This is a genomic window from Bradyrhizobium sp., from assembly GCF_016213215.1.
Taxonomy (GTDB): domain Bacteria; phylum Pseudomonadota; class Alphaproteobacteria; order Rhizobiales; family Xanthobacteraceae; genus Bradyrhizobium.
Genome location: NZ_JACRAW010000079.1, coordinates 15,058 through 38,951, shown reverse-complemented (window position 1 = coordinate 38,951; position 23,894 = coordinate 15,058). Strand labels below are relative to the sequence as shown.

The following is a 23,894-nucleotide window of genomic DNA, read 5'->3' as shown; positions in this document are numbered from 1 at the left end:
ACTGCGTCTAGCCGATTGCAAATGCAACCGGCTAGCCCTAAGTAGGGGTTCCACCATACCGCCACCCCCGGTCGCAACCTGGAACTTGCCGTGAAATTACTGGGACGAGTGTCGCAGTTCCTCGGTGTGACCTGCGCGCTCGCGCTGGCATCGCCCGCGCTGGCCGCGACCGACATCATGTTCTGGCACGCGATGTCGGGCGAGCTTGGGCGGCAACTGGAAAAACTTTCCGCCGATTTCAATGCCCAGCAATCCGACTACCGGATCGTGCCGGCCTACAAGGGCAGCTACACTGAAACGGTGAACGCGGCGATCTTTGCGTTCCGTTCGCGCCGGCAGCCGGCAATCGTTCAGGTCAATGACGTCGCAACCGCGACGATGATTGCGGCGAGGGGCGCCATCTATCCGGTGTTCGAGCTGATGCGCGAGGAGCATGAGCCGTTTTCGCCCGAGGCCTACCTTCCGGCGGTCGCCGGCTATTACGCCGACAGTGCCGGCCATCTGCTGTCGCTTCCGTTCAACGCCTCGACGCCGATCCTCTATTACAACAAGAAGATGTTTCGCGAGGCGGGGCTGGACGCGGAAACCCCGCCGAAGACCTGGCCGGAGGTCGGCGCCGCGGCAAAGCGGTTGCGCGAGAAGGGTGCGGTATGCGGCTTCACCACGTCCTGGCCGTCGTGGATCAATGTCGAGAACTTTTCGGCCTTTCACAATTTGCCGGTCTCGACCCGATCGAACGGTTTCGACGGGCTCGATGCCGCCCTGACCGTCAACAATCCGGTGCTGGCGCGCCATGTTGCGCAGCTCGCCGAATGGCAGAAGGACAAGGTGTTCGATTATAGCGGGCGCGGGGCAAGTGCGGAGCCACGCTTCCAGAACGGCGAATGCGGCATCTTCATCGGATCTTCGGCAACGCGCGCCGACATCATCGCCAATTCGAAATTCGAGGTTGGTTACGGCATGCTGCCGTACTGGCCGGACGTTAAGGGCGCGCCGCAAAATTCGATCGTGGGCGGCGCCACGCTGTGGGTGCTGCGCGACAGGCCGCGCGAGGAATACAAGGGGGTGGCGAAATTCCTCGCCTTCCTCTCGAAGCCCGAAGTCCAGGCCGCCTGGCATCAGAATACGGGTTATCTGCCGATCACCCGCGCCGCCTTCGATCTGACGCGGGCGCAGGGCTTCTACGAGCGTCATCCCGGCAGCATAATCTCCTTCCGCCAGGTCGCCTTGAAGCCGCCGACGGAGAATTCGCGCGGCGTCCGGCTCGGCTCCTTCGTGCTGGTTCGCGGCGTGATCGAGGATGAACTGGAGCAGGCTTTCCGCGGCGCGAAGCCTGCGCAGGCTGCGCTGGATTCGGCGGTGGAGCGCGGCAACAAGCTGCTGCGCCAGTTCGAGCACGCAAGCCCGGATCGCTAGCTTCCGGCGAAGGCATTTGGCAAACATTGCTCAATCATTGAGCAAAACCGCATCTTTGTATGCAATTGCCAAACTGCTTCAGAACCACGAAATTTCAAAACTTCGTTGCCATATCAGGTGGTTAGCTCCTATCGCCGCCTTGGCACGAACCTTGCGACGGTCTCTCCAACCTCATCCTTTGTGTTGGAGCATTTGCATGAAGCGTCGTGATTTCCTGAAGTCCGTTTCCGGATTGGCTGCCGGCACGATGCTGCCGGCCCCCGGAATCATTTCGTCGGCCAAGGCGGATGCCAGGTCCGAATCCCTCTTGGTCGTTTCCGAAGGCGGTCCCAACAATCTCGACATCCACGGCGTCGGCACCAACGTGCCCGGCTACGAAGTCTCCTGGAATTGCTACGACCGTCTGATCAGCCACGAGATGAAAAGCGGCCCGGGCGGCGTTCCCTATTACGACCGCGACAAGTTCAAGGGCGAGCTCGCCGAGGACATGAACGTTGGCGACATGTCGGTGACGTTCAAGCTGAAGAAGAAAGCCAAATTCCACGACGGCACGCCGGTCACCGCCAAGGACGTCAAATGGTCGCTGGATCGCGCGGTGAGCGTCGGCGGCTTTCCGACCTTCCAGATGAGCGCGGGCTCGCTGACCAAGCCCGAGCAGTTCGTTGTCGTCGACGACCACACGGTGCGCGTCGACTTCCTGAAGAAGGACAGGCTCACCATCCCCGACCTCGCCGTTATCGTGCCGTGCGTTGTGAATTCCGGGCTCGTGAAGAAGAACGCGAGCGAAAAGGATCCCTGGGGCCTCGAATACACCAAGCAGCAGACCGCGGGCTCCGGCGCCTACAAGATGACGAAATGGACGCCCGGCACCGAAGTGATCATGGAGCGCAACGACGAGTGGGTCGGCGGTCCGCTGCCGAAGATCAAGCGCGTGATCTGGCGCATGGTGCCGCAGGCCGGCAACCGTCGGGCGATGCTCGAGCGCGGCGATGCCGACATCTCCTACGAACTGCCGCTCCGCGATTTCCAGGAGATGAAGGCAAACGGCAAGCTCGACGTGGTGTCGCTGCCATACACCAACGGCATCCAGTATATCGGCATGAACGTCAACAAGCCGCCATTCGACAATCCGAAGGTGCGGCAGGCCATGGCCTATGCGATGCCGTACCAGAAGATCATGGATGCGGTGCTGTTCGGCCTTGGCAACCCGATGTTCGGCGCGTCCGCCGCCAAGGCGACAGAGGTCGCCTGGCCGCAGCCGCACAAATTCAACACCGACATGGCGAAGGCGAAGGCGCTATTGGCGGAGGCCGGTTACGCCAACGGCTTCGAGACCACGCTGTCCTTCGATCTCAACTTCGCCCAGGTCAACGAGCCGCTCTGCATCCTGGTGCAGGAGAGCCTCGCCCAGCTCGGCATCAAGGCCACGATCAACAAGGTGCCGGGCGCGAACTGGCGCACCGAGCTGACCAAGAAGGAGCTGCCGCTGTTCACCAACGTGTTCTCGGGCTGGCTCGATTACCCCGAGTACTTCTTCTACTGGTGCTATCACGGCAACAATTCGATCTTCAACACGATGAGCTACAAGTCGGCGGCGATGGACAAGTTCATCGACGGCGCGCGCACCGCCGCGGCAACCGGCGACAAGGCGGCCTACGATGCCGACGTCAAGGGCTTCGTCGATCTCGCCTTCGCCGAGGTGCCGCGCATTCCGCTGTACCAGCCCTTCGTCAACGTCGCGATGCAGAAGAACGTGTCGGGCTATCAGTACTGGTTCCACCGCCGCCTCGACTACCGCGCGCTGGTGAAGGCGTGATGCCGAGAGCGCGCGCGAAACAGTGAAATCGTCCGCAGGGGCGCCTCCATGCTCACCATGATCGGCAAGCGCCTGATGTCCGCGATCCCGAGCCTGATCGGCGTGGTCGTCGTCACGTTCCTGCTCACGCGTGCGCTGCCCGGCGATCCGGCGACCTATTTCGCAGGTCCCTCCGCGACCAAGGAGGCGATCGACCAGATCCGCAAGAAGCTCGGCTTCGACAAGCCGCTGGTCGAGCAGTTCGTCCGCTACATCGGTGATCTCGCCCATGGCGATCTCGGCACTTCGCTGACCACCGGTCAGCCGGTCGCGACCGAGATCCGCAACCGCCTGCCGGCTTCGGCCGAGCTTACGTTGTTGGGCCTTGCCATCTCGATCTCGATCGCGCTGCCGCTCGGGGTGCTCGCGGCGACGCGCCCCGGCTCGTGGATCGACCATCTCTGTCGCGTCACGACGACCGCAGGCGTATCCCTGCCGGTGTTCTTCACCGGGCTGCTGCTGGTCTACGTCTTCTATTTCCGGCTCGGCTGGTCGCCGGCGCCGCTCGGCCGGCTCGACGTGTTCTACAGCGCGCCGCCGACGGTGACCGGCTTCCATCTGATCGACACCCTGATCGCGCGCGACTTCGAGGCGTTCCGTTCCGCGCTCTCCCAGCTCGTACTCCCGGCAGGTTCGCTGGCGATCTTCTCGCTGGCGCCGATCGCGCGCATGACGCGCGCCTCGATGCTGGCGGTGCTCGCCTCCGATTTCGTGCGCACGGCGCGCGCGAGCGGCCTTGCGCCGTCGACCGTGATCGTCACCTACGCCTTCCGCAACGCGATGCTGCCTGTCATCACCACCCTCAGCATGGTGTTCTCGTTCCTGCTCGGGGCCAATGTGCTGGTTGAGAAAGTGTTCGCCTGGCCCGGCATCGGCTCCTATGCGGTGGAGGCCCTGATTGCTTCCGACTTCGCGCCCGTGCAGGGCTTCGTGCTGACCATGGCGGTCATGTACGTGCTTCTGAATCTTCTGATCGACATCCTGTACGGCGTGATTGATCCGCGCGTGCGGCTGGAAGGGTAGGAGCATGAGCAGCGTCGCTCCCGTTGCCGAACCTGCCGCGCCCGCGCGGGCGAGCGGCCTTGCTGCGATGTTCGAGCACGCCAGATACGTTCTCGGCGAGAACCGCGTCACCGCCTTTGCCTTCGCACTGCTGCTTTTGATCGTCTTTGCGGCCCTGCTCGGTCCCTTTGTCGTGCCGCACGATCCGCTCGCCTCCGACACCGCAGCGGCCTTGAAGGCGCCGTCGGCCGCGCACTGGTTCGGCACCGACCAGCTGGGGCGCGACATCTTCAGCCGCGTCATCGTGGCGACCCGCCTCGACTGCTTCATTGCGGTGAGCTCGGTCGCCCTGGTCTTCCTGCTCGGTGGGCTGGCCGGGATTGCCGCCGGCTATTTCGGGGGCTGGACCGACCGCATCGTCGGCCGCATCGCCGATACCATCATGGCCTTCCCGCTGTTCGTGCTGGCGATGGGCATCGTCGCGGCGCTGGGCAACACCGTCCAGAACATCATCATCGCGACCGCGATCGTCAATTTTCCGCTCTATGCCCGCGTCGCGCGCGCCGAGGGCAATGTCCGCCGCAATGCCGGCTTCGTCCAGGCGGCGCGGCTCTCCGGCAACGGCGAATTCCGGATCCTGCTGGTTCACATCCTGCCCAACATCATGCCGATCATGATCGTGCAGATGTCGCTGACCATGGGCTATGCCATCCTCAACGCGGCGGGCCTGTCCTTCATCGGGCTGGGCGTGTGTCCCCCGACCGCCGAATGGGGCATCATGGTCGCCGAAGGCGCCAGCTTCATGGTCTCGGGCGAGTGGTGGATCGCGCTGTTCCCCGGCCTTGCGCTGATGCTCGCGGTATTCTGCTTCAACCTGCTGGGCGATGGCCTGCGCGACATCGTCGATCCGCAGCGGAGGACGTGAAATGACCGCGCGGCCGCTGCTCGACGTCAGGGATCTCACCGTCGAATTCACCACCCGGCGCGGCATCGTCAAGGCGGTGCAGCACGTCGATATCTCCGTCGGCAAGGGCGAGACGCTCGGCATCGTCGGCGAGTCCGGCTCGGGCAAGTCGGTGACCTCCTATGCGGTGATGCGGATCCTCGACCGCGCCGGCCGGATCGCCGAGGGCTCGGTGATGTTCTCCGGCATCGACGTGAGGGGCGCGAGCGAAGACGAGATGCGCGACCTGCGCGGCCGCGAGATCTCGATGATCTTCCAGAATCCGCGCGCCGCGCTCAACCCTATCCGCAAGGTCGGCGACCAGATCGAGGACGTGCTGCGCCAGCACCTGCAATCGACGACCAGCGACCGCGGCGAGAAGGCGATCGAGGCGCTGGAGCAGGTCAGGATCGCCCGTGCGCGCGAGCGTTACCATGCCTACCCGTTCGAGCTGTCGGGCGGCATGTGCCAGCGTGTCGTCATCGCGCTCGCGCTCGCCTGCAATCCGCAGCTCCTGATTGCCGACGAACCGACCACCGGCCTCGACGTCACGACGCAGAAGGCGGTGATGGACCTCATTGTCGAGCTGACGAAGCGGCGGTCGATGTCCACCATCCTGATCACGCATGATCTGGGCCTTGCGGCAGCCTATTGCGACCGCGTGGTCGTCATGGAGAAAGGCCGCGTGGTCGAGACCGCGAAGTCGGCCGACATCTTCGCCAAACCCCAGCATCCCTACACCCGCAGGCTGATGCGTGCGACGCCGCGGATCGGTGCAGCGTTGCGCGATCTCCTGCCGGAGGACGAGGCGAGCACGCCCCAAGCTTCGCCCGTCATGGCCGGGTTTGATCCGGCCATCCATCCGGCTTCGAACGACGCTTCTGCTTCGATGGACCCCCGGGTCAAGCCCGGGGGCGACGAGCAGAAGGACGCCGCCGCGAGTGCCAAGCCGCTCCTCCTGGTCGAAAACCTGGTGAAGGAATATCCGCGCCAGGGCACGACCGCGCTGCTGGCCAAGTTGTTCGGCCCCAAGCCGCCGGTCGAGCCGGACGTCTTTCGCGCCGTCGACGGCATCTCCTTCTTTGTCGGTCACGGCGAGAGTGTCGGCCTCGTCGGGGAATCCGGCTGCGGCAAGTCGACCACCTCGATGATGGTGATGCGGCTCCTCGACCAGACCTCGGGCCGGATCAATTTCGACGGCGAGGAGATCGGCAATGTCCTGCCGAACGCCTTTGCCCGGCTGCCGCTGCGCAGCCGCATCCAGATGGTGTTCCAGGATCCGACCGACAGCCTCAACCCGCGCTTCACTGCGGCACGCGCGATTGCCGATCCGGTGATGCAGCTCGGGGGCGTTTCGGGCCGCGATGCCCTGCGCGCCCGCTGCGAGGAACTGGCGACGATGGTCGGGTTGCCGCTCAATCTGCTCGATCGCTTCCCGCATCAATTGTCGGGCGGCCAGAAGGCCCGTGTCGGCATCGCCCGCGCCATCGCGCTCAGTCCGAAGCTCGTTGTCCTTGACGAGCCGACCGCCGCACTCGACGTTTCGGTGCAGGCGGTGGTGCTCAATCTGCTGCAGGACCTGAAGCAATCCTTAGGAATGAGCTATCTGTTCGTCTCGCATGATTTGAATGTGGTGCGCCTGTTGTGCGATCGTGTCATTGTCATGCGCAGCGGGAGAGTAGTCGAAGAGGGCTCCGCCGAGCGGGTGTTGGGCGATCCGCAGGACGCCTACACCAAGGAGCTGCTGACGGCGATCCCGCATCCGCCGCTGCGGGTGCATTGAGGGTTTGAAGAACGATGGCCGCCGATCCGCTTGACGATTACATCCACGCCGCGTCGCAGGCGCTGGCGCTCCCCATCGAGGAAGCGTGGCTGCCGATGGTGAGGGTCAATCTGGAAGTGTCGCTGAGGATGGCGCGGCTGGTCGACGAGTTCCCGTTGCCGGACGATGCCGAGCCGGCGCCTGTCTTTGTCGCGTGAGGGTGCCATGACCACCCCGCTCAAAATGACGGCCGCGGAAATTGCCAGCGCAGTGGCGGGTCGCAGGATGTCGGCGCTCGATGCCACGGACGCGGCACTGGCGCGCATCAAGCAGCACGACGGCATCCTCAATGCGTTCACCGACGTGACCGCCGAGCGTGCCCGCGCCAGGGCGCGCGCGGTGGATACGGCAATTGCCTCGGGCAAGAAGGTCGGCCCGCTCGCCGGCGTGCCTTTTGCGGTGAAGAACCTGTTCGACGTCGAAGGACTGCCGACGCGCGCCGGCTCCAAGATCAACCGCGACCTGCCGCCGGCCAGGCGCGATGCCACGCTGATCGAGCGCATGGAGGCGGCAGGCGCGGTGCTCGTCGGCGCGCTCAACATGGGCGAATACGCCTATGACTTCACCGGCGAGAACGTTCATGACGGCCCCTCGCGCAATCCGCATGACCCCACGCGGATGACCGGCGGCTCCTCGGGAGGCTCCGGCGCCGCGGTCGGCGGCGGCCTGGTGCCGATCGCGCTCGGCTCGGACACCAACGGCTCGATCCGCGTGCCGTCCTCGTTCTGCGGCATCTTCGGCCTCAAGCCGACCTATGGGCGCCTGTCGCGCGCCCGCTCGTTTCCGTTCGTCGCGAGCCTCGACCACCTCGGTCCGTTCGCGCGATCGGTCTCGGACCTCGCGCTCGCCTATGACGCGATGCAGGGGCCCGATCCCGACGATGCCGCCTGCACGATGAGGCCGGTCGAGCCGGTGACGCCGCTCATCTGCGAAGGCCTCGGCGACCTGCGCATCGCAATTGCCGGCGGCCATTTCCAGAACAATCTGTTCCCGGAAGCGGTGGAGGCGGTCGGCCGCGTCGCCAAGGCGCTCGACTCTACGCAGGTGGTGGAAGTCCCCGAGGCCTCGCGCGCCCGCGCCGCGGCCTATGTCATCACCACCACCGAAGGCGCGTCCCTTCACCTCGATCGCCTGCGCAAGCGTCCGCATGATTTCGATCCCGCGGTACGCGATCGGCTGTTCGCCGGCGCCATGGTGCCGGCGGCCCTTGTCGATCGCGCCCAGAAATTCCGCCGCTGGTACCGCGCGCGAGTGGCCGAGCTGTTCGAGTCGGTCGATGTGCTGATCGCGCCGGCCACGCCCTGCATCGCGCCGAAGCTCGGGCAGGCGACCTTCGTGCTCGACGGGGTCGAGCTCCCGGTGCGCGCCAATATCGGCATCCACACCCAGCCGATCTCGTTCATCGGCCTGCCCGTGGTGGTCGTGCCTGTGCCGCTCGAACCGCTGCCGATCGGGGTGCAGATCATCGCCGCGCCGTGGCGCGAGGACATCGCGCTGCGGGTTGCTTACGCGCTGGAACGCATGGGCGTCGTGGCCGCGCCTTCGCCGAGGGGACTATAGTATGGAGATCGACCTGCCTGACGTGCTTGCGGAAGTCACCGCGCAGTTCGAGCGCTATGAGAAGGCGCTGGTCACCAACGATATCGCCGTGCTGAACGAGCTGTTCCACAAGGATCCCCGGACGATTCGCTACGGCATCGGTGAAATCCTCTACGGCCATGATGCCATCGCCGGCTTCCGCGCCGCGCGCTCGCCCGCCGGCCTGATGCGCAGGACCGACAAGACCGTCATCACCACCTATGGCCGCGATACCGCGGTCGCTTCGACGCTGTTCTATCGCGACAGCCTGCCCGGCCGGATCGGGCGGCAGATGCAGACCTGGGTCCGGTTTCCGCAAGGCTGGCGGATCGTCGGCGCTCATGTCAGCGTCATCGACGAGCCGAAGGATAAGCCATGAGTCTTGATGACCTCCCGGCCAGGCCGCTCGTGCCGCGCGTCGGCCGTTCGCAGCAGCCGGCAGCGAGGGTCACCCGCGCCGAGGAGCTGCGGCTGCAGCTGGCCGACGAGATCGTGCGCGGAACCCTGCCGCCCGGCGCGCCACTGGACGAAACCGAAATCGCGCGGCGCTTCAACGTCTCGCGCACGCCGGTGCGCGAGGCGCTGCGGCAGCTTGCGGCAAGCGGACTGATCGAGGCGCGCGCGCATCGCGGCGCGGTGGTGGCGCAGCCTTCGCTCGAGCGGCTGACCGGCATGTTCGAGGCGATGGCCGAGCTGGAAGGGCTGTGCGCGGGGCTCGCTGCCGAGCGCATGTCGCCCGCCGAGCGGCACGCCCTCGAGGCCATTCACGAGGACCTGCGCGTCCTCAGTCATGCCGGCAATCCCGAGCGCTTCCACGAGGTGAACGAGCGCTTTCACAACGCGATCTACACCGGTTCCCACAACGGCTACATCGCCGAGATCACGATGGCGACGCGGGCGCGGGTGCAGCCGTTCCGCCGCGCCCAGTTCCGCAACCTGGGACGTCTCGCGAAGTCGCAGGCCGAGCATGACCGCGTCGTGGTGGCGATCATGCGCGGCGACCGGCAAGGGGCCGCCGCCGCCATGCGCGCCCACATCGAGCTCGTGCGCAGCGAATACGAGATTTACGCGGTTTCGGTGTAGTTGGTTTCCTCATCCTGAGGAGCTTGCGCAGCAAGCGTCTCGAAGGATGAGGCCACCGCGGGCCTCATGGTACCGGCGATGCGAAGCATCGTCCGGAGACGCCGCATTCGCGCCTCTTCACCATGAGGTGAAACACCGGCTTGCTGGCAAACCTGCATCGAGGCGCGTCGTTTTCTCCTGTCGATCCATCCGGATCAGGAGAAACTCATGGCCTCCTCCAACAAAGATCCCAGGCACCACACCCAGAAGACGAAGCAGCGTCTGCAGGAGACGGTGACGCATCTGCGTGAGGACATCCGCAAGGTCGACGAACCGCAGCTTGCCGCCATGTTCGAGACCTCTGCCGAGGTGCTGTCCGGCCTCATCAAGGCACCGAAATCGACCAGTTCGCGCCCGACGTAATCCAGCAAAACACCGTCGTTGCGAGAAAGCGAAGCAATCCAGTTCTTGCCACATACTGGATTGCTTCGTCGCTTTCGCTCCTCGCAATGACGGTGTGATTGCTGCTACCCCGTCCTATTTCGCGGCCACGTACGCGCGCCAGCCGCCGAAGGCGGAGATGTCGCGCGCCCTGGAAACCGCGGCGGGCTCGACGATGAAGCCCTTTACGGTGCGGCCGTCGGCAAGGTTGATGGTGCCGATCGAAAGCGGCGGCGGCACGGCAGCGACGAACTTGCCGAAGGACGCTGCCGACAACGCCCACACCTCCAGCTCGATCGCCGATCCCTTGCCGCTTTCGACGCGCAGCATGCCCGGTTTCGGCGGCGTCGTGTCGAGCGCATAGAGCTTGTAGTCCGGCGCGGTCGAGGCCGCCTCCAAAAGGCGCCCGCCGAGCGCTGTCAGCTCGCTGTTGAGCGCCATGCCGGACAGATGCGCGCCGACGACCGCGATCGCAATCTCGTCGGCACAGGTAGTTGCCGGCAGCGCGGCCAGCGGCGAGTGGGGAACGCCCGTGGCGCCAAGCGTGAGATTGGTGTCCGCATGGAAGACGCGGCCGATTGAAGCAAGCATTGCATCGTTGCCCGCGGGAGCGAGCAGCGTGATGCCGAACGGGATTCCGTCACGGCGCATCGCCGCGGGCAAGGCGAGGCCGCAGAGATCGAGCAGGTTGACGAAATTGGTATAGGTCCCGAGTCGGCTGTTGAGCTCGACCGGATTTGCCAGCACCTGCGCGATCGCATAGGCCGTCGGCGCCGTCGGCAGCACCATCGCGTCGAGATCGAGGAAGGTGCGTTCGGCGATCTTGCGCAACGCCTGCAGGCGGTAGAGCGCGGCGAAAGTCTCCGCGGCAGTCAGGCGCGCGCCGGCGGCGGTGATCTCGCGCGTGACCGGGTGAATTGCATCCGGCGAGGATGCAAGCAGGTCGCGCAGGACGAGAAACCGCTCGGCGACCCATGGGCCTTCGTAAAGCAGTCGCGCCGTTTCATAGAACGGCTCGAGGTCGAACTCGACGAGGATCGTGCCAAGGGCGGTCCAGCGCTTGAGCGCATCGCCATAGGCCGCCTCCGCGGCCTTGTCGCCGAAGAACATCAACTGGCCGCTGCGCGGCACGCCCAGCCGCACCTTGTCCGGAAAGCGCGTGAGCGCGCCGAGCGGCCGGTCGCGCGAGAAAGGATCCGCGCTGTCGGGCGCGGCCATCGCGGCAAGTGCTGCTGCGGCATCGTCGACGGTGAGTGCGAAGACCGAGACGCAGTCGAGCGTCCGGCAGGCGGGTACGACGCCTGCGGTCGATATCATGCCGAGGCTCGGCTTGAGGCCGACGATGTTGTTGAGCATCGCCGGCACGCGGCCTGAACCGGCGGTGTCGGTGCCGAGCGAGAGCGGCACCAGACCGGCGGACACGGCAACCGCCGAGCCCGAGCTCGACCCGCCCGGGACGAGGTCGCCGCACACCGGGTTTTTCGGAATGCCGTAGGGCGAGCGCACGCCGACGAGCCCGGTCGCGAACTGGTCGAGATTGGTCTTGCCGATGATGATGGCGCCGGCTGCGCGCAACCGCGCCACCGCGGTGGCATCCCGGGTCGGCGTGTAGGCGTAAGCGGGGCAGGCGGCGGTGGTCGGGAAACCGAGCGCGTCGATATTGTCCTTCACCGCGACGGGCACGCCGAAAAGCGGAAGTTCGGCGGCGTCTGTTCGCGAGGCAAGGTGCTCCGCCTCGGCGAGCGCGTCCTTCTCCTCGCGCAGGCTGATGAAGACGGCCGGGTCGGCATGGTCGCGGATGCGCGCAAAGCTGCGCGCGACCGTTTCCGCCGGCGTGCGCGTGCCCGCGCGATGCGCGGCGACGATCGAGGCGACGGTTTCAGTCACGCCGGCCCTCCGATCCGAAACGATGTCCGCCTGAGGTATCACGGTTGCACGTACTCCGGGTTCGAAAGCTGGCATCACCGAAGCAAGCGATGTGCCATTGTGTACAATGCCAAGCCGCGGCGGATCAGAAAAACAATTCATAAGAATCAATGATTTATGTGATCGCGCAAGGCACGACACCGGCGCTTCGCAAGGCGCGAGTGCCTAACTTATAGGCAGTCGAGGGCCGAGCTGATGGGAGTCCAATCCGGTCGACCGGCGCGCCTCAGGTGAACACGGACAGGATTTCGATCAGCTGTTCGCGGTTCTTCTTGCCGATCTTCTCGGCGACGTGACGTTCATGCTCGGCCGCCAGCTTCTTGAAACGCTGCAAGGAGGTTTGACCATGCGAGGTCAGGTGCAGCGCGTGGGAACGCCGGTCGCTCACGGACTGGACGCGCTTGACCAGCTTGCGGTGCTCGAGGCTGTCGAGCAGATGCACCAATCGCGCGCGCTCGATGCCGAGGCGCTTGGCGACCGCCATCTGGCTGAGGCCCGCGTTGGCACCGATCACCGTCAGGACGGAATATTGCGACGGGGTGATATCGACCTCGGCCAGCGTCTTGACGAAATCCTGGAAGATCCAGAGCTGGAAGCGTCGCACGGCGTACCCGGCGTGGTCGGCGAGTCCGTCGAGGATGATCTCGCGATCGCCCTGATCTGCTCGCGTCCGGTCCCTCTCGGTTCCGTTCGCATCTGCGGAAATTCGTCGCGACGCAGCAATCCTGTTGGACACCTGATTCCTCATTCCTCCGCTGTCGTGCCCCTTGTAGCGTGATAGCACGGTGAGGGAAAGATTGTTGTTGACGACAACAATTGCGCGCAGCAACATAAAGCGAAAGCAGCCCGACCGAGGCTGCAGCCGGCCGGTGCAAGGCGCACCCCGGCAAGGCCCGGCAAAGACGGGCGATGAGGAGGAAACCATGCCGATTGCCGTTGCGCGTCGCGACAATCCCGAATCCCTGTTCGCCGTGCCCTCGATCGTCGCCGACCGCAGGAGCGATGGCAGCATCATCCTGACATCAACCGTTCCCTTGCGCGAAGCCGCCCGCTGTATCGGTGACTGGCTGGAGCAGTGGGCGCGGCAGACGCCCGACAGGGTATTCCTCGCCGAGCGCGCCAGCGCCGATGCGCCGTGGCGGAAAGTCACCTACAGGGAGGCGCTGCGACAGGTGCGTGCCGTCGCCGCCTGGATCCTGGCGCAGGGCCTGAGCGAAGCGCATCCGCTCGTCATCCTCAGCGACAACAGCGTCGATCACGCGCTGTTCGCGCTCGCGGCCATGCATGTCGGCGTGCCGTCGGCGGCGATCTCGCCGGCCTATTCGCTGATGTCGAAGGATTTCGACAAGCTCAAGAGCATGGTCAGCCTGCTCGAGCCCGGCGCCATCTATGTCGCGAGCACCAAGTCCTTTGCCGCCGCGCTCGAAGCGATCGATCCGCTGCACCGGGCCAAGGTCGTGAGCAGCGATGCCGGCGACAGCAACGCGATCCCCTTCAGCGCGATCGCGGCAACGGCAGTGACGCCGGAGGTCGACGCGGCCTTCGCCGCCATCACGCCGGATACGATCGCCAAGTTCCTGTTCACTTCCGGTTCGACCGGAACGCCCAAGGCGGTGATCAACACCCAGCGCATGCTGACCTCGAGCCAGGAGGCGAAGGCGCAGACCTGGAGCTTCCTCGAGGCGGCACGCGAGGACCTCGTGATCCTCGACTGGCTGCCCTGGAGCCACACCTTCGGCGCCAACCACAATTTCAACCTGGTGCTGCGCAACGGCGGCTCGCTCTATATCGACGGCGGCAAGCCGGTGCCCGGCCTGTTCGCAACCTCGCTCGCTAACCTCAGAAGCGTGATGCCGACGGTCTATTTCAACGTGCCGCGCGGCTTCGACATGCTGATCTCGGCGCTGCGCGGCGACGACGAGTTGCGCCGACGCTTCTTCAGCGAGGTGAAGTTCGCCTTCTATGCCGGCGCGGCATTGCCGCAGAACATGTGGGATGCCATCGAGGATCTGTCGGTGAACACCGTCGGTCGCGCACTGCCGATGGTTTCGGCCTGGGGCGCGACCGAGACCTCGCCGCTCGCCACCGATTGCCATTTCCAGGCCAGCCGCTCCGGCAATATCGGCGTGCCGATCCCCGGCACCGAGCTGAAGCTCGTCGCCTCCGGCGACAAGCTGGAGGTGCGCGTGCGCGGCCCCAATGTCACGCCGGGCTACTGGAAGGCGCCGGACCTGACCGCGAAGGCCTTCGATGAAGAGGGCTTCTATCTGATCGGCGATGCCGTGAAGTTCGCTGATCCGGATCGCCCGGAGCTCGGCCTGTTCTTCGACGGCCGCGTCGCCGAGGACTTCAAGCTCAATTCCGGCACCTGGGTCAGCGTCGGCACGCTGCGCGTCGCCGGCATCGCGGCGCTGGCGCCCCTGGCGCAGGACATCGTCGTGTGCGGCCATAACGGCGACGAGGTGCGCTTCCTGGTGTTCCCGAACCTTGTCGCCTGCCGCGCGCATGCCGGCCTGCCCGACAGCGCGTCCGTTGCCGAGGTGATCGGTCACGAGGCGGTCCGCAGCGCGATCGCCAAAGGGCTGGCGGCGCTCAAGGCGCAGAGCGGCAATTCGTCGGGCCATGCCACGCGGGCGCTGCTCCTGGCCGAGCCGCCTTCGGTTGACGGCGGCGAGATCACCGACAAGGGCTACATCAACCAGCGCGCCGTGCTGACCCGCCGCGCCGATGCAGTGGCGAAGCTGAACGACGACAGTTGCAGCGAATGGATACGCTGCGCCTGAGGTGTGCGCTGTATCTCCGCATCCTGAGGAGCTTGCGAAGCAGGCGTCTCGAAGGATGAGGCCCGAGCGTGGCCTCATGGTTCGAGACGGCGCTACCGCGCCTCCTCACCATGAGGTTGAGAGCGTTCGTCGGGGCCTGGTGCTTGAGCGAGACAGCGGGATGTACTGGATGCGCGCACGCGACCATTTCTCCCGCGAGCGGGGAGAGGGAGAAGGATCACCCCACCACCTTGCTGCTGCCTTGGGTGATCAGGCGCGCGGCGCGCTGGTCGCGCAGGTAGATCCACAGCCAGGTGAGCGCGACCGCGAGGCGGTGGCGCAGGCCGATGAGGAAGTAGATGTGGGCGATGCCCCAGATCCACCACGCGAGGGCGCCGCGCAGCTTGATGCGGCCGAAATCGATCACCGCGAGGCGCTTGCCGATCTGTGCCAGACTTCCGGCGTGCTTGTAGCGGAAGGGAGCAAGCTTCTCGCCGTTGAGGCGCGCCTTGATCATGGCTGCGACATAACGCCCCTCCTGCTTGGCCGCCGGCGCGATGCCGGGCACCGGCTTGCCGTTCCAGGCGTTGATCGTCACCGTGTCGCCGATGGCAAAGATCTCGGGATGGCCGGGCGCGGTGAGGTCGGGCTCGACGATCAGTCGCCCGGCACGGTCGTGGGGCGCGGAAAGCCATTCCGCCGCACGCGAGGCGCGTACGCCCGCCGCCCAGATGATTGTTTTCGCGTTGAGCCTCTGGCCGCCAGAGACGACCCCGTCGCGATCGATCTCGGTGACTGGCTGGTCCAGCACGACTTCGACGCCGATGCTTTCGAGCGACCGCTGGGCGTAGGCCGAGAGATCGTCGGCAAAGCCGGCGAGCACGCGCGGACCCGCCTCGATCAGCACCACGCGCGCCTTGCGGGTGTCGACGTTGCGGAAGTCGGGCGGCAGCGTGTGGTGCGCCAGCTCGGCGATGGTGCCGGCAAGCTCGACGCCGGTCGGACCGGCGCCGATGATGACGAAGGTCAGCCGTGCCGCCCGTCGCTCCGGATCGGTCTCGCGCTCGGCGCGCTCGAACGCCACCAGGATGTGTCGCCGCAAGGTGGTCGCGTCCTCCAGCGTCTTCAGGCCCGGCGCCCATTTCTCCCATTCGTCGTGGCCGAAATAGGCGTGGCGCGCGCCGGTCGCGAGCACGAGCGTGTCGTAGGCCACCTCGCTGCCGTCCTCCAGCACCACGCAACGCCGGTCTGCAGCGATGCCCGTCACGGTGGCGAACAATGTGGTCACGTCCCTGCGGTCGCGCAGGAGATAGCGGATCGGCCAGGCGATCTCGGATGTCGCCAGCGAAGCGGTCGCGACTTGGTACAGCAGCGGCTGGAACAGATGATGGTTGCGGCGATCGATCACCGTGATCGAGACCGGCGCGCCGGCCAGGCGATAGGTGGCTTCCAGTCCACCGAAACCGGCGCCGACGATCACGACGCGGTGCGGCTTTGCGGGCGTCGTGCTCATGGCAGGAGGCCTCCGATTTGTGCGTCTCTATCAACTAGCTAAGTAGCGCCGCAGCATGGGTGCAATAGCGACCGCCGATCGAAGCATAGCTTGCGCGCATCGCGGGCAAGCACGCAAAGCGTCGCAGGCCGCTCTCAGGTTGAGGAGAACTATAATTCTTGCCAGGGGCGGTGCTTGCGAATTATGGTGCAGAAAAAGTCGCTCACCCAGTAGCGACCAGAGGGATTTTGCGCTCAAAATGGATCATCCGGAGGATGGCAGCCCCGTCTTCCGAGAACAATCAAACCAAGGGAAGGGAATGGTTATGAGGATCGCATCCTGGCTGGCGGGCGCTGCAGCGCTTGCGCTGGCGGGCTCGGCGTCGGCCGCCGACAGCATCAAGATCGGCTTCGTCTCGACGTTTAGCGGCCCGACGGCCGTCATCGGCAACGACATGCGCAACTCGTTCGAGCTCGCGCTCGATCATCTCGGGCGCAAGATGGGCGGCAAGCCGGTCGAGGTCATCTACGAGGACGACCAGCAGAAGCCTGATGTCGGCAAGCAGAAGACCGAGAAGCTCGTGCAGTCGGACAAGGTCGACTTCATCGTCGGCTACATCTGGTCCAACGTGCTGCTGGCCTCGCTGAAGAGCGCAGTCGACTCGAAGACCTTCCTGATTTCGGCGAACGCCGGACCCTCGCAGCTCGCAGGCGAATTGTGCTCGCCTTACGTGTTCTCGACCTCCTGGCAGAACGACCAGACGCCCCAGGCCATGGGCCTCTATATGAACCAGAAGGGCATCAAGTCGGTGTTCCTGATCGGGCCGAACTATGCCGCCGGCAAGGACATGCTGGCGGGCGTCAAGAGCACGTTCAAGGGCCAGGTGCTCGGCGAGGAATATACGGTTTGGCCGAGCCAGCTCGACTTCTCCGCCGAGCTCACCAAGGCGCGCAACTCCAAGGCCGAGGCGATCTTCGTGTTCTATCCGGGGGCCGCCGGCGTGCAGTTCCTCAATCAGTATGTGCAGGCGGGGCTGAAGAACCAGATTCCGCTCTATACCGCCTTCACCATCGACGAACTGTCCCTGCCGCTGCAGAAGGAGAACGCGCTGGGAGTGCCCGGCGCGCAGGAATGGGTCAACGACCTGCCCAACGAGCAGAACAAGCGTTTCGTCGCCGACTATCGCAAGAAGTATCCGAATCTGCGCCCGAGCTTCTACGGCGCGCAGTCCTATGACGCGGCGCATCTCATCAACAGCGCCGTCGTGGCGGTTGGCGGCGACCTCACCAAGAAGGACGCGATGAAGGCCGAGATGGAGAAGGTGAACTTCAAGTCGGTGCGCGGCTCGTTCAAATACGGCAACAACCACATCCCGATCCAGAACTTCTACCTGCAGGACGTGGTGAAGGACGCCGACGGCCAGTTGTCGCTGAAGACGGTTGCCACGATCGTCGAGAACGACCAGGATCGTTTCCACGGCAAGTGTCCGATGAAGTGATCGGGCAGGATATGGCGGCAGCGGCTCGGCGCTTGGCTGACCGTTTAAAAGACGAGATTGGATCGAGCCGGCAGCAGCACGAAAGTTACCCTCCCCTGGAGGGGGAGGGTCGGCTCACATGAGCGCAGCGAAATGTGAGACGGGGTGGGGTGATCTCTCAACTCGGACAGTCTCCGATGCGGAGATACTGTCACCCCACCCCCGTTTCGCATTCCGCTTCGCTTCTTGCGAAACGACCTATCTGCGGAAATGTAGATCCGATCGTCGCCCTCTGGACCATTTCGAACACTGATGCTGTTGCTCGTCGAACAAATTCTGAACGGATTGCAGTTCGGGCTGCTCCTGTTCCTGCTTGCCGCGGGCCTGACGCTGGTGTTCGGCATCATGGACCTCGTCAACCTGGCGCACGGCTCCCTCTACATGATGGGCGCCTATTTCGCGGCGACCTTCGCCGCCTGGACCGGCAGCTTCCTGCTGGGGGCGCTGCTGGCGCTGGGCGCGACGCTTGTGCTCGGCATCGTGCTCGAGGTCACGGCGCTGCGGCATCTCTACGGCCGCGACCACCTCGATCACGTGCTGGCGACCTTCGGCCTGATCCTGTTCTTCAACGAGGCGGTGCGGCTGATCTGGGGACCGGCGGGACTGGCGCTGCCGCTGCCGTCCTGGCTCAGCGTGCCGGTCGAGATTCTGCCCGGCGTCTATTATCCGGCCTACCGGCTCGCGATCATCGTGGTCGCGCTGGCGGTGGCGCTGCTGCTCTATCTCGGCGTGATGCGCACCAGGATCGGCATGCTGATCCGCGCCGGGGCCTCCAACCGGGAGATGATCGGCGCGCTCGGCATCAACATCAAGCTGCTCTATACGCTGGTGTTCGGCCTCGGGGCGGTGCTCGCCGGCCTTGCCGGACTGATGCAGGCGCCGATCCTCACCGTGCAGATCGGCATGGGCGAGAACATCCTGATCCTCGCCTTCGTCATCATCGTGATCGGCGGCATCGGCTCGATCCGCGGCGCGTTCATGGCGGCGATCTTCGTCGGCATGATCGACACCCTCGGCCGCGCCTTCCTGCCCGACCTGCTGCGGCAGGTGTTGAACTCCGCCGCGGCTTCAACCGCGGCGCCGGCGCTGTCCTCGATGCTGATCTATCTGTTAATGGCGCTCGTGCTGGTGGTGCGTCCGGAGGGGCTGTTTCCGGCCAACCGACGATGAGCAAGGGTTTGAACGCGCGCCAGGCCGTCGCGGCCCTGACGGTGGCAGGCCTCGTCCTGCTGCCGCTCTATTCGCACCTCACCGGCAACATCTTCGTGCTGACGCTGTTTACCCGCATCGTCATCCTGGCTATGGCGGCCGCGAGTCTCAACCTCATCATGGGCTACGGCGGCATGATGAGCTTCGGCCACGCCGCCTATCTCGGCATCGGCGGCTATGCTGTCGGCATCCTGGCGCAGGAGGGCGTCGGCTCGGGTTTCATCCAGTGGCCGGTGGCGCTCGCGGCATCCGCGCTCTACGCCGTGGTGATCGGCGCGCTCTCCTTGCGCACGCGCGGCGTCTACTTCATCATGATCACGCTCGCCTTTGCGCAGATGGCCTATTACGTCGCCTCCGGGCTTGCACGCTACGGCGGCGACGATGGCCTCACGATCTACAAGCGCAGCGACTTCTCCGGCCTGGTCGATCTCTCTAATCGCGTTCAGTTCTATTATCTCTGCCTCGCCTGCCTCCTGGGCGCGGTGTTCCTGATATGGCGCATCATCAACTCCCGCTTCGGCCTCGTGGTGCAGGGGCTGCGCTCCAACGAGCAGCGCATGCAGGCGATCGGCTTTCCCGCCAAACGCTATCGCCTGGTCTGCTTCGTCATCTCGGGAACGCTGTGCGGGCTCGCCGGCGCGCTGCTCGCCAACAACACCGATTTCGTCAGTCCCGCCATGATGTACTGGACGCGCTCGGGCGATCTCATGGTGATGGTGATCCTCGGCGGCATGGGGACGCTGTTCGGTCCCGTGGCCGGCGCCGTGGCCTTTCTCGTGCTGGAGGAAGTGCTGTCGCAAGTCACCGAATACTGGGCGCTGATCATGGGCCCGCTGTTGCTCCTGATCGTGCTGTTCGGCCGTGGCGGCATCATGGGAACGCTGGGGAGGCTCGACCGTGGCTGAACCGCTGCTCCGCGTCGAAAAGCTGGTGCGCCGCTTCGGCGGCATCATCGCGACCGACCATGTCTCGCTCGATGTCGCGCAGGGCGAACTGCATGCCATCATCGGGCCGAACGGCGCCGGCAAGACCACGCTGATCGCCCAGCTCACCGGACATCTGACGCCCAATTCCGGCAGCATCTGGCTCGGGGGGCGCGATATTTCCGGCCTGCCCGCATACCGACGTAGCGCGCTCGGGCTGGCGCGCTCGTTCCAGATCACTTCGCTCCTCACAGACTTCACCGCGGCTGACAATGTCGCGCTGGCGGCGCAGGCGCATGACGGACATTCGTTCCGCTTTTTCGCCGACGCGCGGAAAGAAAGGGGCTTGCGCGAGGCCGCGCACGCCGCGCTCGAACGCGTCGGGCTCACCCATCGCGCCGACGTCCTGGTCTCGAGGCTCAGCCATGGCGAGCAGCGTGAACTCGAGCTTGCGGTCGCGCTTGCGACGCGGCCGAAGCTGCTCCTGCTTGACGAGCCGATGGCCGGGTTAGGGGCCACCGAATCCGGGCGAATGGTCAGGTTGCTGCAGGAGCTGCGGCGTGAAGTCTCGATCGTGCTGGTCGAGCACGACATGGAGGCGGTGTTCGCGCTCGCCGACCGCATTTCGGTCATGGTCTATGGACGCGTGATCGCCTCGGGCCTGCCTTCGGAGATCCGCCGGAACGAGGAGGTCAAGCGCGCCTATCTCGGCGAGCAGCACGTGGTGGTGCGCCATGGCTGACGGCACCCCGCTTCTTCAAGTCGAGGAAATCGAGACCTGCTACGGGCTCAGCCAGGTGCTGTTCGGCCTGTCGCTGTCGATCGGCACCGGCGAGATGGTGTCGCTGATGGGCCGCAACGGCATGGGCAAGACCACGACCATCCGCTCCATCATGGGCCTGACGCCGGCGCGGGCAGGGGTTATCCGCTTTGCCGGCGAGGAGGTGCGGAGCCTGCCGTCCTACCGGATCGCCCAGCTCGGCATCGGTCTCGTGCCCGAGGGCCGCCAGATCTTTCCCAACCTCACGGTGCGCGAAAACCTCATCGCCGCGGCCGCCGACCGCTTCGGCCGCCCCTCGCCGTGGACGCTGGAAAGGATCCATGCGCTGTTTCCGCGCCTGAACGAACGCGGCACCAACATGGGCGACCAGCTCTCGGGCGGCGAGCAGCAGATGCTCGCGATCGGTCGCGCGTTGATGACCAATCCGAAGCTGCTCATTCTCGACGAGGCCACCGAGGGTCTCGCGCCGCTGATCCGGCAGGAGATCTGGGAGTGCCTTTCGATGCTGAAAGGGCAGGGCCAGTCGATTCTCGTCATCGACAAGAATGTCGATCACCTGACCCGCATCTGCGACCGCCACTTCATCATCGAGCGCGGCCGCACGGTGTGGAGCGGCACCTCGGAACAGCTGATGGCCGAGCCGGACCTGCAGCACCGCTATCTCGGCATTTGAGCGCGCTCGCTGCAGTCGTTCCCCGTCATCGCGAGGAGCGAAGCGAGGAAGCAATCCAGACTGCTCCTGCGGAAACGTTCTGGATTGCTTCGCTTCGCTCGCAAAGACGAGGTTGGTGAGCAACGATTTCGGGCCTGCACGCCTTCTTTCGGATCGCCGAGACGACGCCCGGTCATGACGAGAAGCAAAGCCCGCTCGCCTGATTACCAGTAGATCCCGTGGCGGTTCAGCTCGCGGATCACGCGCGATTCCACGGACGGCTGGCGGTGCCTGGGCCTGCTTGACTCCTGCGGCTTGCTCGCGACCGGTGTGCTGATTGGTGTTGCAGGCGCGGTCGCAACCGTTGCCTTCGCAGGCTCGTCGGCCGGCGTTGCAAGGGGCGCTTGCACAGACGTGAGCGGCGCCGTGGCGGTGGCCGTCGTGCAGGCAGGAGCCGTTTTCGTCGTGGGCTCCTGAGCGGCTTTCGGCGTGTCCGCGGTCTGTGGCTTGGATTGTTCGGCGACCGATTGAACCGGGTCGGCCGCAGCCAGGCTCAAGCCTCGCGACGGACCGGCGGTCGCGGTGGCGGTCGCGGAAGCCAAGGCGACGGCGGCGATCAGGATCAGTGTGCGCATGGTGCGATCCCCATGATCAGGTCAATCCGTCTTACCTGAGTTGATGGTTCAGTCAGCAAGGCGGTGCTTGCCGATCCCGGCGAGGCTGGCCCGGCGGGAGAGGCGATAGATGATGTTGATGAGGTGTGCCAACATGATCGCACTCCATTGTTTGATCAGTTGCCGGTGATATTGCACCCACGGCCTTTCGGGCGGTTTTCAAGCTCCGGCGAAAATGGTTTCGCCGAGCGATCGTCATGTTTCACAGGGAACCTCGGCACGAAACCGTTTCACAAAGGCGCGAGGTGGTATCTCATGAGGAAGCCGGTTTTCGTCGCTTGGGGCCGGATTGTGCCTGACAGGGAAGCTCCGGGATCAAGCTTCGCTCGTCTTGCCCCCAAGTGCGAGGAACGCCCGTGTCATTCAGCCCTAGCGCTTCAGCGCTGTCGATATTGCCTCGAACCTGGCCATGACCTGAGGACTGACGACGTATTTCACCGTCGCGGCAACGGACAGGCCGGTGCCGACGGCGATCAGCGTGTATTGCGCGGTCAAGATGGTGAGCGCCAATCGCAGCAGCCGCCGAAGCGGTCCGGGTCGCACCACCCTTGATGAAACGGTAGTCGGCGCTGTCGCGACGTCGATTAGCACATCGCACGCGCAATCTGCCGATTGCCCGGCTTCAACGTCGGTCGTCATCGGCCTGTTCATCGCTCCGACGACAGCTGCTCGATGCGCAACCGCAGCTGTTGGTTGACGCGTTCGCTGGCCCGCAGTTTGCGAGCCCAGTCCAGCGGAATGGGGCTTCGTGCTTCCAGTGGATCGCAGAACCTGAGGCCCGCTGCGGTTTGGCTGCGCCACACCAGCCGCGCCCTGCAGGCGAACTGCCTGCGCTCGACGACGAAATCCACTTCGGAGGGAAGAATCTCGGCGGCGCCGAGTTCGATCCTGGCGCCAAGTTCGTTGAAGTTGCGCACCAGGCAGCCGAGCGTGGAGGCCCGCGCGTTGTAGGCGAGCAGTCCGCCGTAATAGACGCGATCTCGTGGTAGCCGGCGCCGGTCGGTCATGAAGTCCTCCGCAATTAACGGTCCATTAATACTCCTTTTGCGTGTGTTGTCAGCCCGTGCACGCACTGGAATCTGTGCCGTGGTTAACGCGCCGACCGGGCTGGCCGTGAACGCGATGGGGTTCCTGGCTCACAAAGCTAAGTGCGTTGGCTTGAGCGAATCCCATGAATTTCCAAAGCCGGACTATTCAGATTGTCGCCGTTCCACCCGGCGACGCCCCCTACTGGGTGCGCGAAAGATGGGTCGGTCTTGAGCTACCGCTGGCGGATTCTGAGGAGCATCGCCGGTTTCTGACCTTCGGTGTGCTGTCGCAACCACGATCGTTGTGGAAGCAATTGCTTGCGCTGCTGCTCGGACGCGCCGAGGTGGTCGAAGGCTATGCGGTCGACGCTGCGCCGGCGGTCGACATACTCGGTCGATCGAGTCCCGAGGCCGCGGCATGGTGGCGCGAGAACGCACCACGCGTGATCGCGCCGGGACGCTATCTCGTGTTTCATGCCCATGTTTGCCGGCGCGCGTGACGCTCGACGGGCAAAGGCGGACGCGTACGGCAAACCGCGTGGTCCTGGCTGCCGTTGCTGCAGTCAAGCTCCGCGGAGGCGGCTCAAGCCCAACCGGGCGTGAGGCGTCGTCAATCTGCGGGGCGACGGTGACAAGAACGAATTCGTCGCCGGGGAGAGCACGGCATAAGCCGTAAAGCCACTGCGCAGGGATGGCCGGGTGTCGTCGGCTGTACCTGTATGCTCGTGTGCATTTTCTTCGAGCAATTCGCACACGAGACCGCGGGTGCAGCGGGCACCCGGTCTTCCCTG

23 protein-coding genes are annotated in these 23,894 nt (G+C 65.1%); 17 read left to right on the top strand and 6 right to left on the bottom strand.

Annotated features, from left to right (window positions below):
- Positions 1 to 90 precede the first annotated feature (90 nt).
- The 10 genes from ugpB to HY852_RS14170 all read left to right on the top strand — a co-directional run bounded on the left by ugpB (position 91) and on the right by HY852_RS14170 (position 10,101).
- Positions 91 to 1,416, top strand: coding sequence for a sn-glycerol-3-phosphate ABC transporter substrate-binding protein UgpB (ugpB, locus tag HY852_RS14215; RefSeq protein WP_291605383.1), 1,326 nt, complete (start codon positions 91 to 93; stop codon positions 1,414 to 1,416).
- Between the two features lie 196 nt (positions 1,417 to 1,612).
- Positions 1,613 to 3,232 (top strand): ABC transporter substrate-binding protein, encoded by a 1,620-nt coding sequence (locus HY852_RS14210; RefSeq protein ID WP_291605382.1) that lies wholly within the window; start codon positions 1,613 to 1,615, stop codon positions 3,230 to 3,232.
- A gap of 48 nt (positions 3,233 to 3,280) precedes the next feature.
- Complete coding sequence (locus HY852_RS14205; RefSeq protein WP_291605381.1) at positions 3,281 to 4,294, top strand: ABC transporter permease; 1,014 nt, start codon at positions 3,281 to 3,283, stop codon at positions 4,292 to 4,294.
- Between the two features lie 4 nt (positions 4,295 to 4,298).
- Positions 4,299 to 5,198, top strand: a complete 900-nt coding sequence (locus HY852_RS14200) for an ABC transporter permease (RefSeq protein ID WP_291605380.1) — start codon at positions 4,299 to 4,301, stop codon at positions 5,196 to 5,198.
- 1 nt (position 5,199) lies between these two features.
- Positions 5,200 to 6,999: an ABC transporter ATP-binding protein gene (locus HY852_RS14195; protein ID WP_291605379.1), complete on the top strand. Its 1,800-nt coding sequence runs from the start codon at positions 5,200 to 5,202 to the stop codon at positions 6,997 to 6,999.
- A gap of 14 nt (positions 7,000 to 7,013) precedes the next feature.
- On the top strand, positions 7,014 to 7,196 hold the full coding sequence (locus HY852_RS14190) for a DUF4089 domain-containing protein (protein ID WP_291605376.1): 183 nt from the start codon (positions 7,014 to 7,016) through the stop codon (positions 7,194 to 7,196).
- Between the two features lie 7 nt (positions 7,197 to 7,203).
- Positions 7,204 to 8,598, top strand: a complete 1,395-nt coding sequence (locus tag HY852_RS14185; protein ID WP_291605375.1) for an AtzE family amidohydrolase — start codon at positions 7,204 to 7,206, stop codon at positions 8,596 to 8,598.
- 1 nt (position 8,599) lies between these two features.
- Positions 8,600 to 8,995 carry an oxalurate catabolism protein HpxZ gene (hpxZ, locus tag HY852_RS14180; protein ID WP_291605374.1) on the top strand — a complete coding sequence of 132 codons (396 nt, stop codon included), beginning with the start codon at positions 8,600 to 8,602 and terminating at the stop codon, positions 8,993 to 8,995.
- On the top strand, positions 8,992 to 9,699 hold the full coding sequence (locus HY852_RS14175) for a GntR family transcriptional regulator (RefSeq protein ID WP_291605373.1): 708 nt from the start codon (positions 8,992 to 8,994) through the stop codon (positions 9,697 to 9,699). Before hpxZ ends, HY852_RS14175 begins: the two co-directional genes overlap by 4 nt.
- Positions 9,700 to 9,906: 207 nt before the next feature.
- Entirely contained in the window at positions 9,907 to 10,101 is a 195-nt protein-coding gene (locus tag HY852_RS14170) for a hypothetical protein (RefSeq protein ID WP_291605371.1), read from the top strand.
- 114 nt (positions 10,102 to 10,215) lie between these two features.
- On the opposite strand, the gene atzF is transcribed toward HY852_RS14170, so the two are convergent.
- Positions 10,216 to 12,006 (bottom strand): allophanate hydrolase, encoded by a 1,791-nt coding sequence (atzF, locus tag HY852_RS14165; RefSeq protein WP_291605369.1) that lies wholly within the window; start codon positions 12,004 to 12,006, stop codon positions 10,216 to 10,218.
- A gap of 265 nt (positions 12,007 to 12,271) precedes the next feature.
- Entirely contained in the window at positions 12,272 to 12,781 is a 510-nt protein-coding gene (locus HY852_RS14160; protein ID WP_291605368.1) for a MarR family transcriptional regulator, read from the bottom strand.
- A gap of 187 nt (positions 12,782 to 12,968) precedes the next feature.
- Between HY852_RS14160 and HY852_RS14155 the strand changes: the two genes are divergently transcribed.
- A complete protein-coding gene (locus HY852_RS14155; RefSeq protein ID WP_291605366.1) occupies positions 12,969 to 14,828 on the top strand; it encodes a feruloyl-CoA synthase in 1,860 nt (619 codons plus the stop codon).
- Positions 14,829 to 15,045: 217 nt separating this feature from the next.
- Here HY852_RS14155 and HY852_RS14150 read toward each other — a convergent pair whose 3' ends face one another.
- Positions 15,046 to 16,320, bottom strand: coding sequence for an NAD(P)/FAD-dependent oxidoreductase (locus HY852_RS14150; protein WP_291605364.1), 1,275 nt, complete (start codon positions 16,318 to 16,320; stop codon positions 15,046 to 15,048).
- A gap of 304 nt (positions 16,321 to 16,624) precedes the next feature.
- Between HY852_RS14150 and HY852_RS14145 the strand changes: the two genes are divergently transcribed.
- From HY852_RS14145 to HY852_RS14125, 5 genes are all read left to right on the top strand, one after another.
- Entirely contained in the window at positions 16,625 to 17,797 is a 1,173-nt protein-coding gene (locus HY852_RS14145; RefSeq protein ID WP_291605362.1) for an ABC transporter substrate-binding protein, read from the top strand.
- Between the two features lie 291 nt (positions 17,798 to 18,088).
- Complete coding sequence (locus tag HY852_RS14140; protein WP_291605361.1) at positions 18,089 to 19,006, top strand: branched-chain amino acid ABC transporter permease; 918 nt, start codon at positions 18,089 to 18,091, stop codon at positions 19,004 to 19,006.
- Complete coding sequence (locus HY852_RS14135; protein WP_291605360.1) at positions 19,003 to 19,950, top strand: branched-chain amino acid ABC transporter permease; 948 nt, start codon at positions 19,003 to 19,005, stop codon at positions 19,948 to 19,950. Before HY852_RS14140 ends, HY852_RS14135 begins: the two co-directional genes overlap by 4 nt.
- Positions 19,943 to 20,710 (top strand): ABC transporter ATP-binding protein, encoded by a 768-nt coding sequence (locus tag HY852_RS14130; protein WP_291605359.1) that lies wholly within the window; start codon positions 19,943 to 19,945, stop codon positions 20,708 to 20,710. The genes HY852_RS14135 and HY852_RS14130 overlap by 8 nt, the downstream gene beginning before the upstream one ends.
- Positions 20,703 to 21,422 carry an ABC transporter ATP-binding protein gene (locus HY852_RS14125; protein ID WP_291605357.1) on the top strand — a complete coding sequence of 240 codons (720 nt, stop codon included), beginning with the start codon at positions 20,703 to 20,705 and terminating at the stop codon, positions 21,420 to 21,422. Before HY852_RS14130 ends, HY852_RS14125 begins: the two co-directional genes overlap by 8 nt.
- 203 nt (positions 21,423 to 21,625) lie before the next feature.
- Here HY852_RS14125 and HY852_RS14120 read toward each other — a convergent pair whose 3' ends face one another.
- The 3 genes from HY852_RS14120 to HY852_RS14110 form a co-directional block, all read right to left on the bottom strand.
- On the bottom strand, positions 21,626 to 22,036 hold the full coding sequence (locus HY852_RS14120) for a hypothetical protein (protein ID WP_291605355.1): 411 nt from the start codon (positions 22,034 to 22,036) through the stop codon (positions 21,626 to 21,628).
- A 408-nt stretch (positions 22,037 to 22,444) separates the two neighbouring features.
- Complete coding sequence (locus tag HY852_RS14115; RefSeq protein ID WP_291605353.1) at positions 22,445 to 22,714, bottom strand: hypothetical protein; 270 nt, start codon at positions 22,712 to 22,714, stop codon at positions 22,445 to 22,447.
- 8 nt (positions 22,715 to 22,722) lie between these two features.
- On the bottom strand, positions 22,723 to 23,082 hold the full coding sequence (locus HY852_RS14110; RefSeq protein ID WP_291605352.1) for a pilus assembly protein PilZ: 360 nt from the start codon (positions 23,080 to 23,082) through the stop codon (positions 22,723 to 22,725).
- A gap of 164 nt (positions 23,083 to 23,246) precedes the next feature.
- Between HY852_RS14110 and HY852_RS14105 the strand changes: the two genes are divergently transcribed.
- Complete coding sequence (locus HY852_RS14105; protein WP_291605350.1) at positions 23,247 to 23,603, top strand: hypothetical protein; 357 nt, start codon at positions 23,247 to 23,249, stop codon at positions 23,601 to 23,603.
- The last annotated feature ends 291 nt before the right edge of the window (positions 23,604 to 23,894 follow it).

Bases quoted from the DNA above. Each gene is read 5' to 3' on its own strand.
- HY852_RS14210 (WP_291605382.1), top strand. From the start codon at position 1,613: ATGAAGCGTCGTGATTTCCTGAAGTCCGTTTCCGGATTGGCTGCCGGC.
- HY852_RS14205 (WP_291605381.1), top strand. From the start codon at position 3,281: ATGCTCACCATGATCGGCAAGCGCCTGATGTCCGCGATCCCGAGCCTG.
- HY852_RS14200 (WP_291605380.1), top strand. From the start codon at position 4,299: ATGAGCAGCGTCGCTCCCGTTGCCGAACCTGCCGCGCCCGCGCGGGCG.
- HY852_RS14195 (WP_291605379.1), top strand. From the start codon at position 5,200: ATGACCGCGCGGCCGCTGCTCGACGTCAGGGATCTCACCGTCGAATTC.
- HY852_RS14190 (WP_291605376.1), top strand. From the start codon at position 7,014: ATGGCCGCCGATCCGCTTGACGATTACATCCACGCCGCGTCGCAGGCG.
- HY852_RS14185 (WP_291605375.1), top strand. From the start codon at position 7,204: ATGACCACCCCGCTCAAAATGACGGCCGCGGAAATTGCCAGCGCAGTG.
- hpxZ (WP_291605374.1), top strand. From the start codon at position 8,600: ATGGAGATCGACCTGCCTGACGTGCTTGCGGAAGTCACCGCGCAGTTC.
- HY852_RS14175 (WP_291605373.1), top strand. From the start codon at position 8,992: ATGAGTCTTGATGACCTCCCGGCCAGGCCGCTCGTGCCGCGCGTCGGC.
- HY852_RS14170 (WP_291605371.1), top strand. From the start codon at position 9,907: ATGGCCTCCTCCAACAAAGATCCCAGGCACCACACCCAGAAGACGAAG.
- HY852_RS14155 (WP_291605366.1), top strand. From the start codon at position 12,969: ATGCCGATTGCCGTTGCGCGTCGCGACAATCCCGAATCCCTGTTCGCC.
- HY852_RS14150 (WP_291605364.1), bottom strand. From the start codon at position 16,320: ATGAGCACGACGCCCGCAAAGCCGCACCGCGTCGTGATCGTCGGCGCC.
- HY852_RS14145 (WP_291605362.1), top strand. From the start codon at position 16,625: ATGAGGATCGCATCCTGGCTGGCGGGCGCTGCAGCGCTTGCGCTGGCG.
- HY852_RS14140 (WP_291605361.1), top strand. From the start codon at position 18,089: ATGCTGTTGCTCGTCGAACAAATTCTGAACGGATTGCAGTTCGGGCTG.
- HY852_RS14135 (WP_291605360.1), top strand. From the start codon at position 19,003: ATGAGCAAGGGTTTGAACGCGCGCCAGGCCGTCGCGGCCCTGACGGTG.
- HY852_RS14125 (WP_291605357.1), top strand. From the start codon at position 20,703: ATGGCTGACGGCACCCCGCTTCTTCAAGTCGAGGAAATCGAGACCTGC.
- HY852_RS14120 (WP_291605355.1), bottom strand. From the start codon at position 22,036: ATGCGCACACTGATCCTGATCGCCGCCGTCGCCTTGGCTTCCGCGACC.
- HY852_RS14115 (WP_291605353.1), bottom strand. From the start codon at position 22,714: ATGACGACCGACGTTGAAGCCGGGCAATCGGCAGATTGCGCGTGCGAT.
- HY852_RS14110 (WP_291605352.1), bottom strand. From the start codon at position 23,082: ATGACCGACCGGCGCCGGCTACCACGAGATCGCGTCTATTACGGCGGA.
- HY852_RS14105 (WP_291605350.1), top strand. From the start codon at position 23,247: ATGAATTTCCAAAGCCGGACTATTCAGATTGTCGCCGTTCCACCCGGC.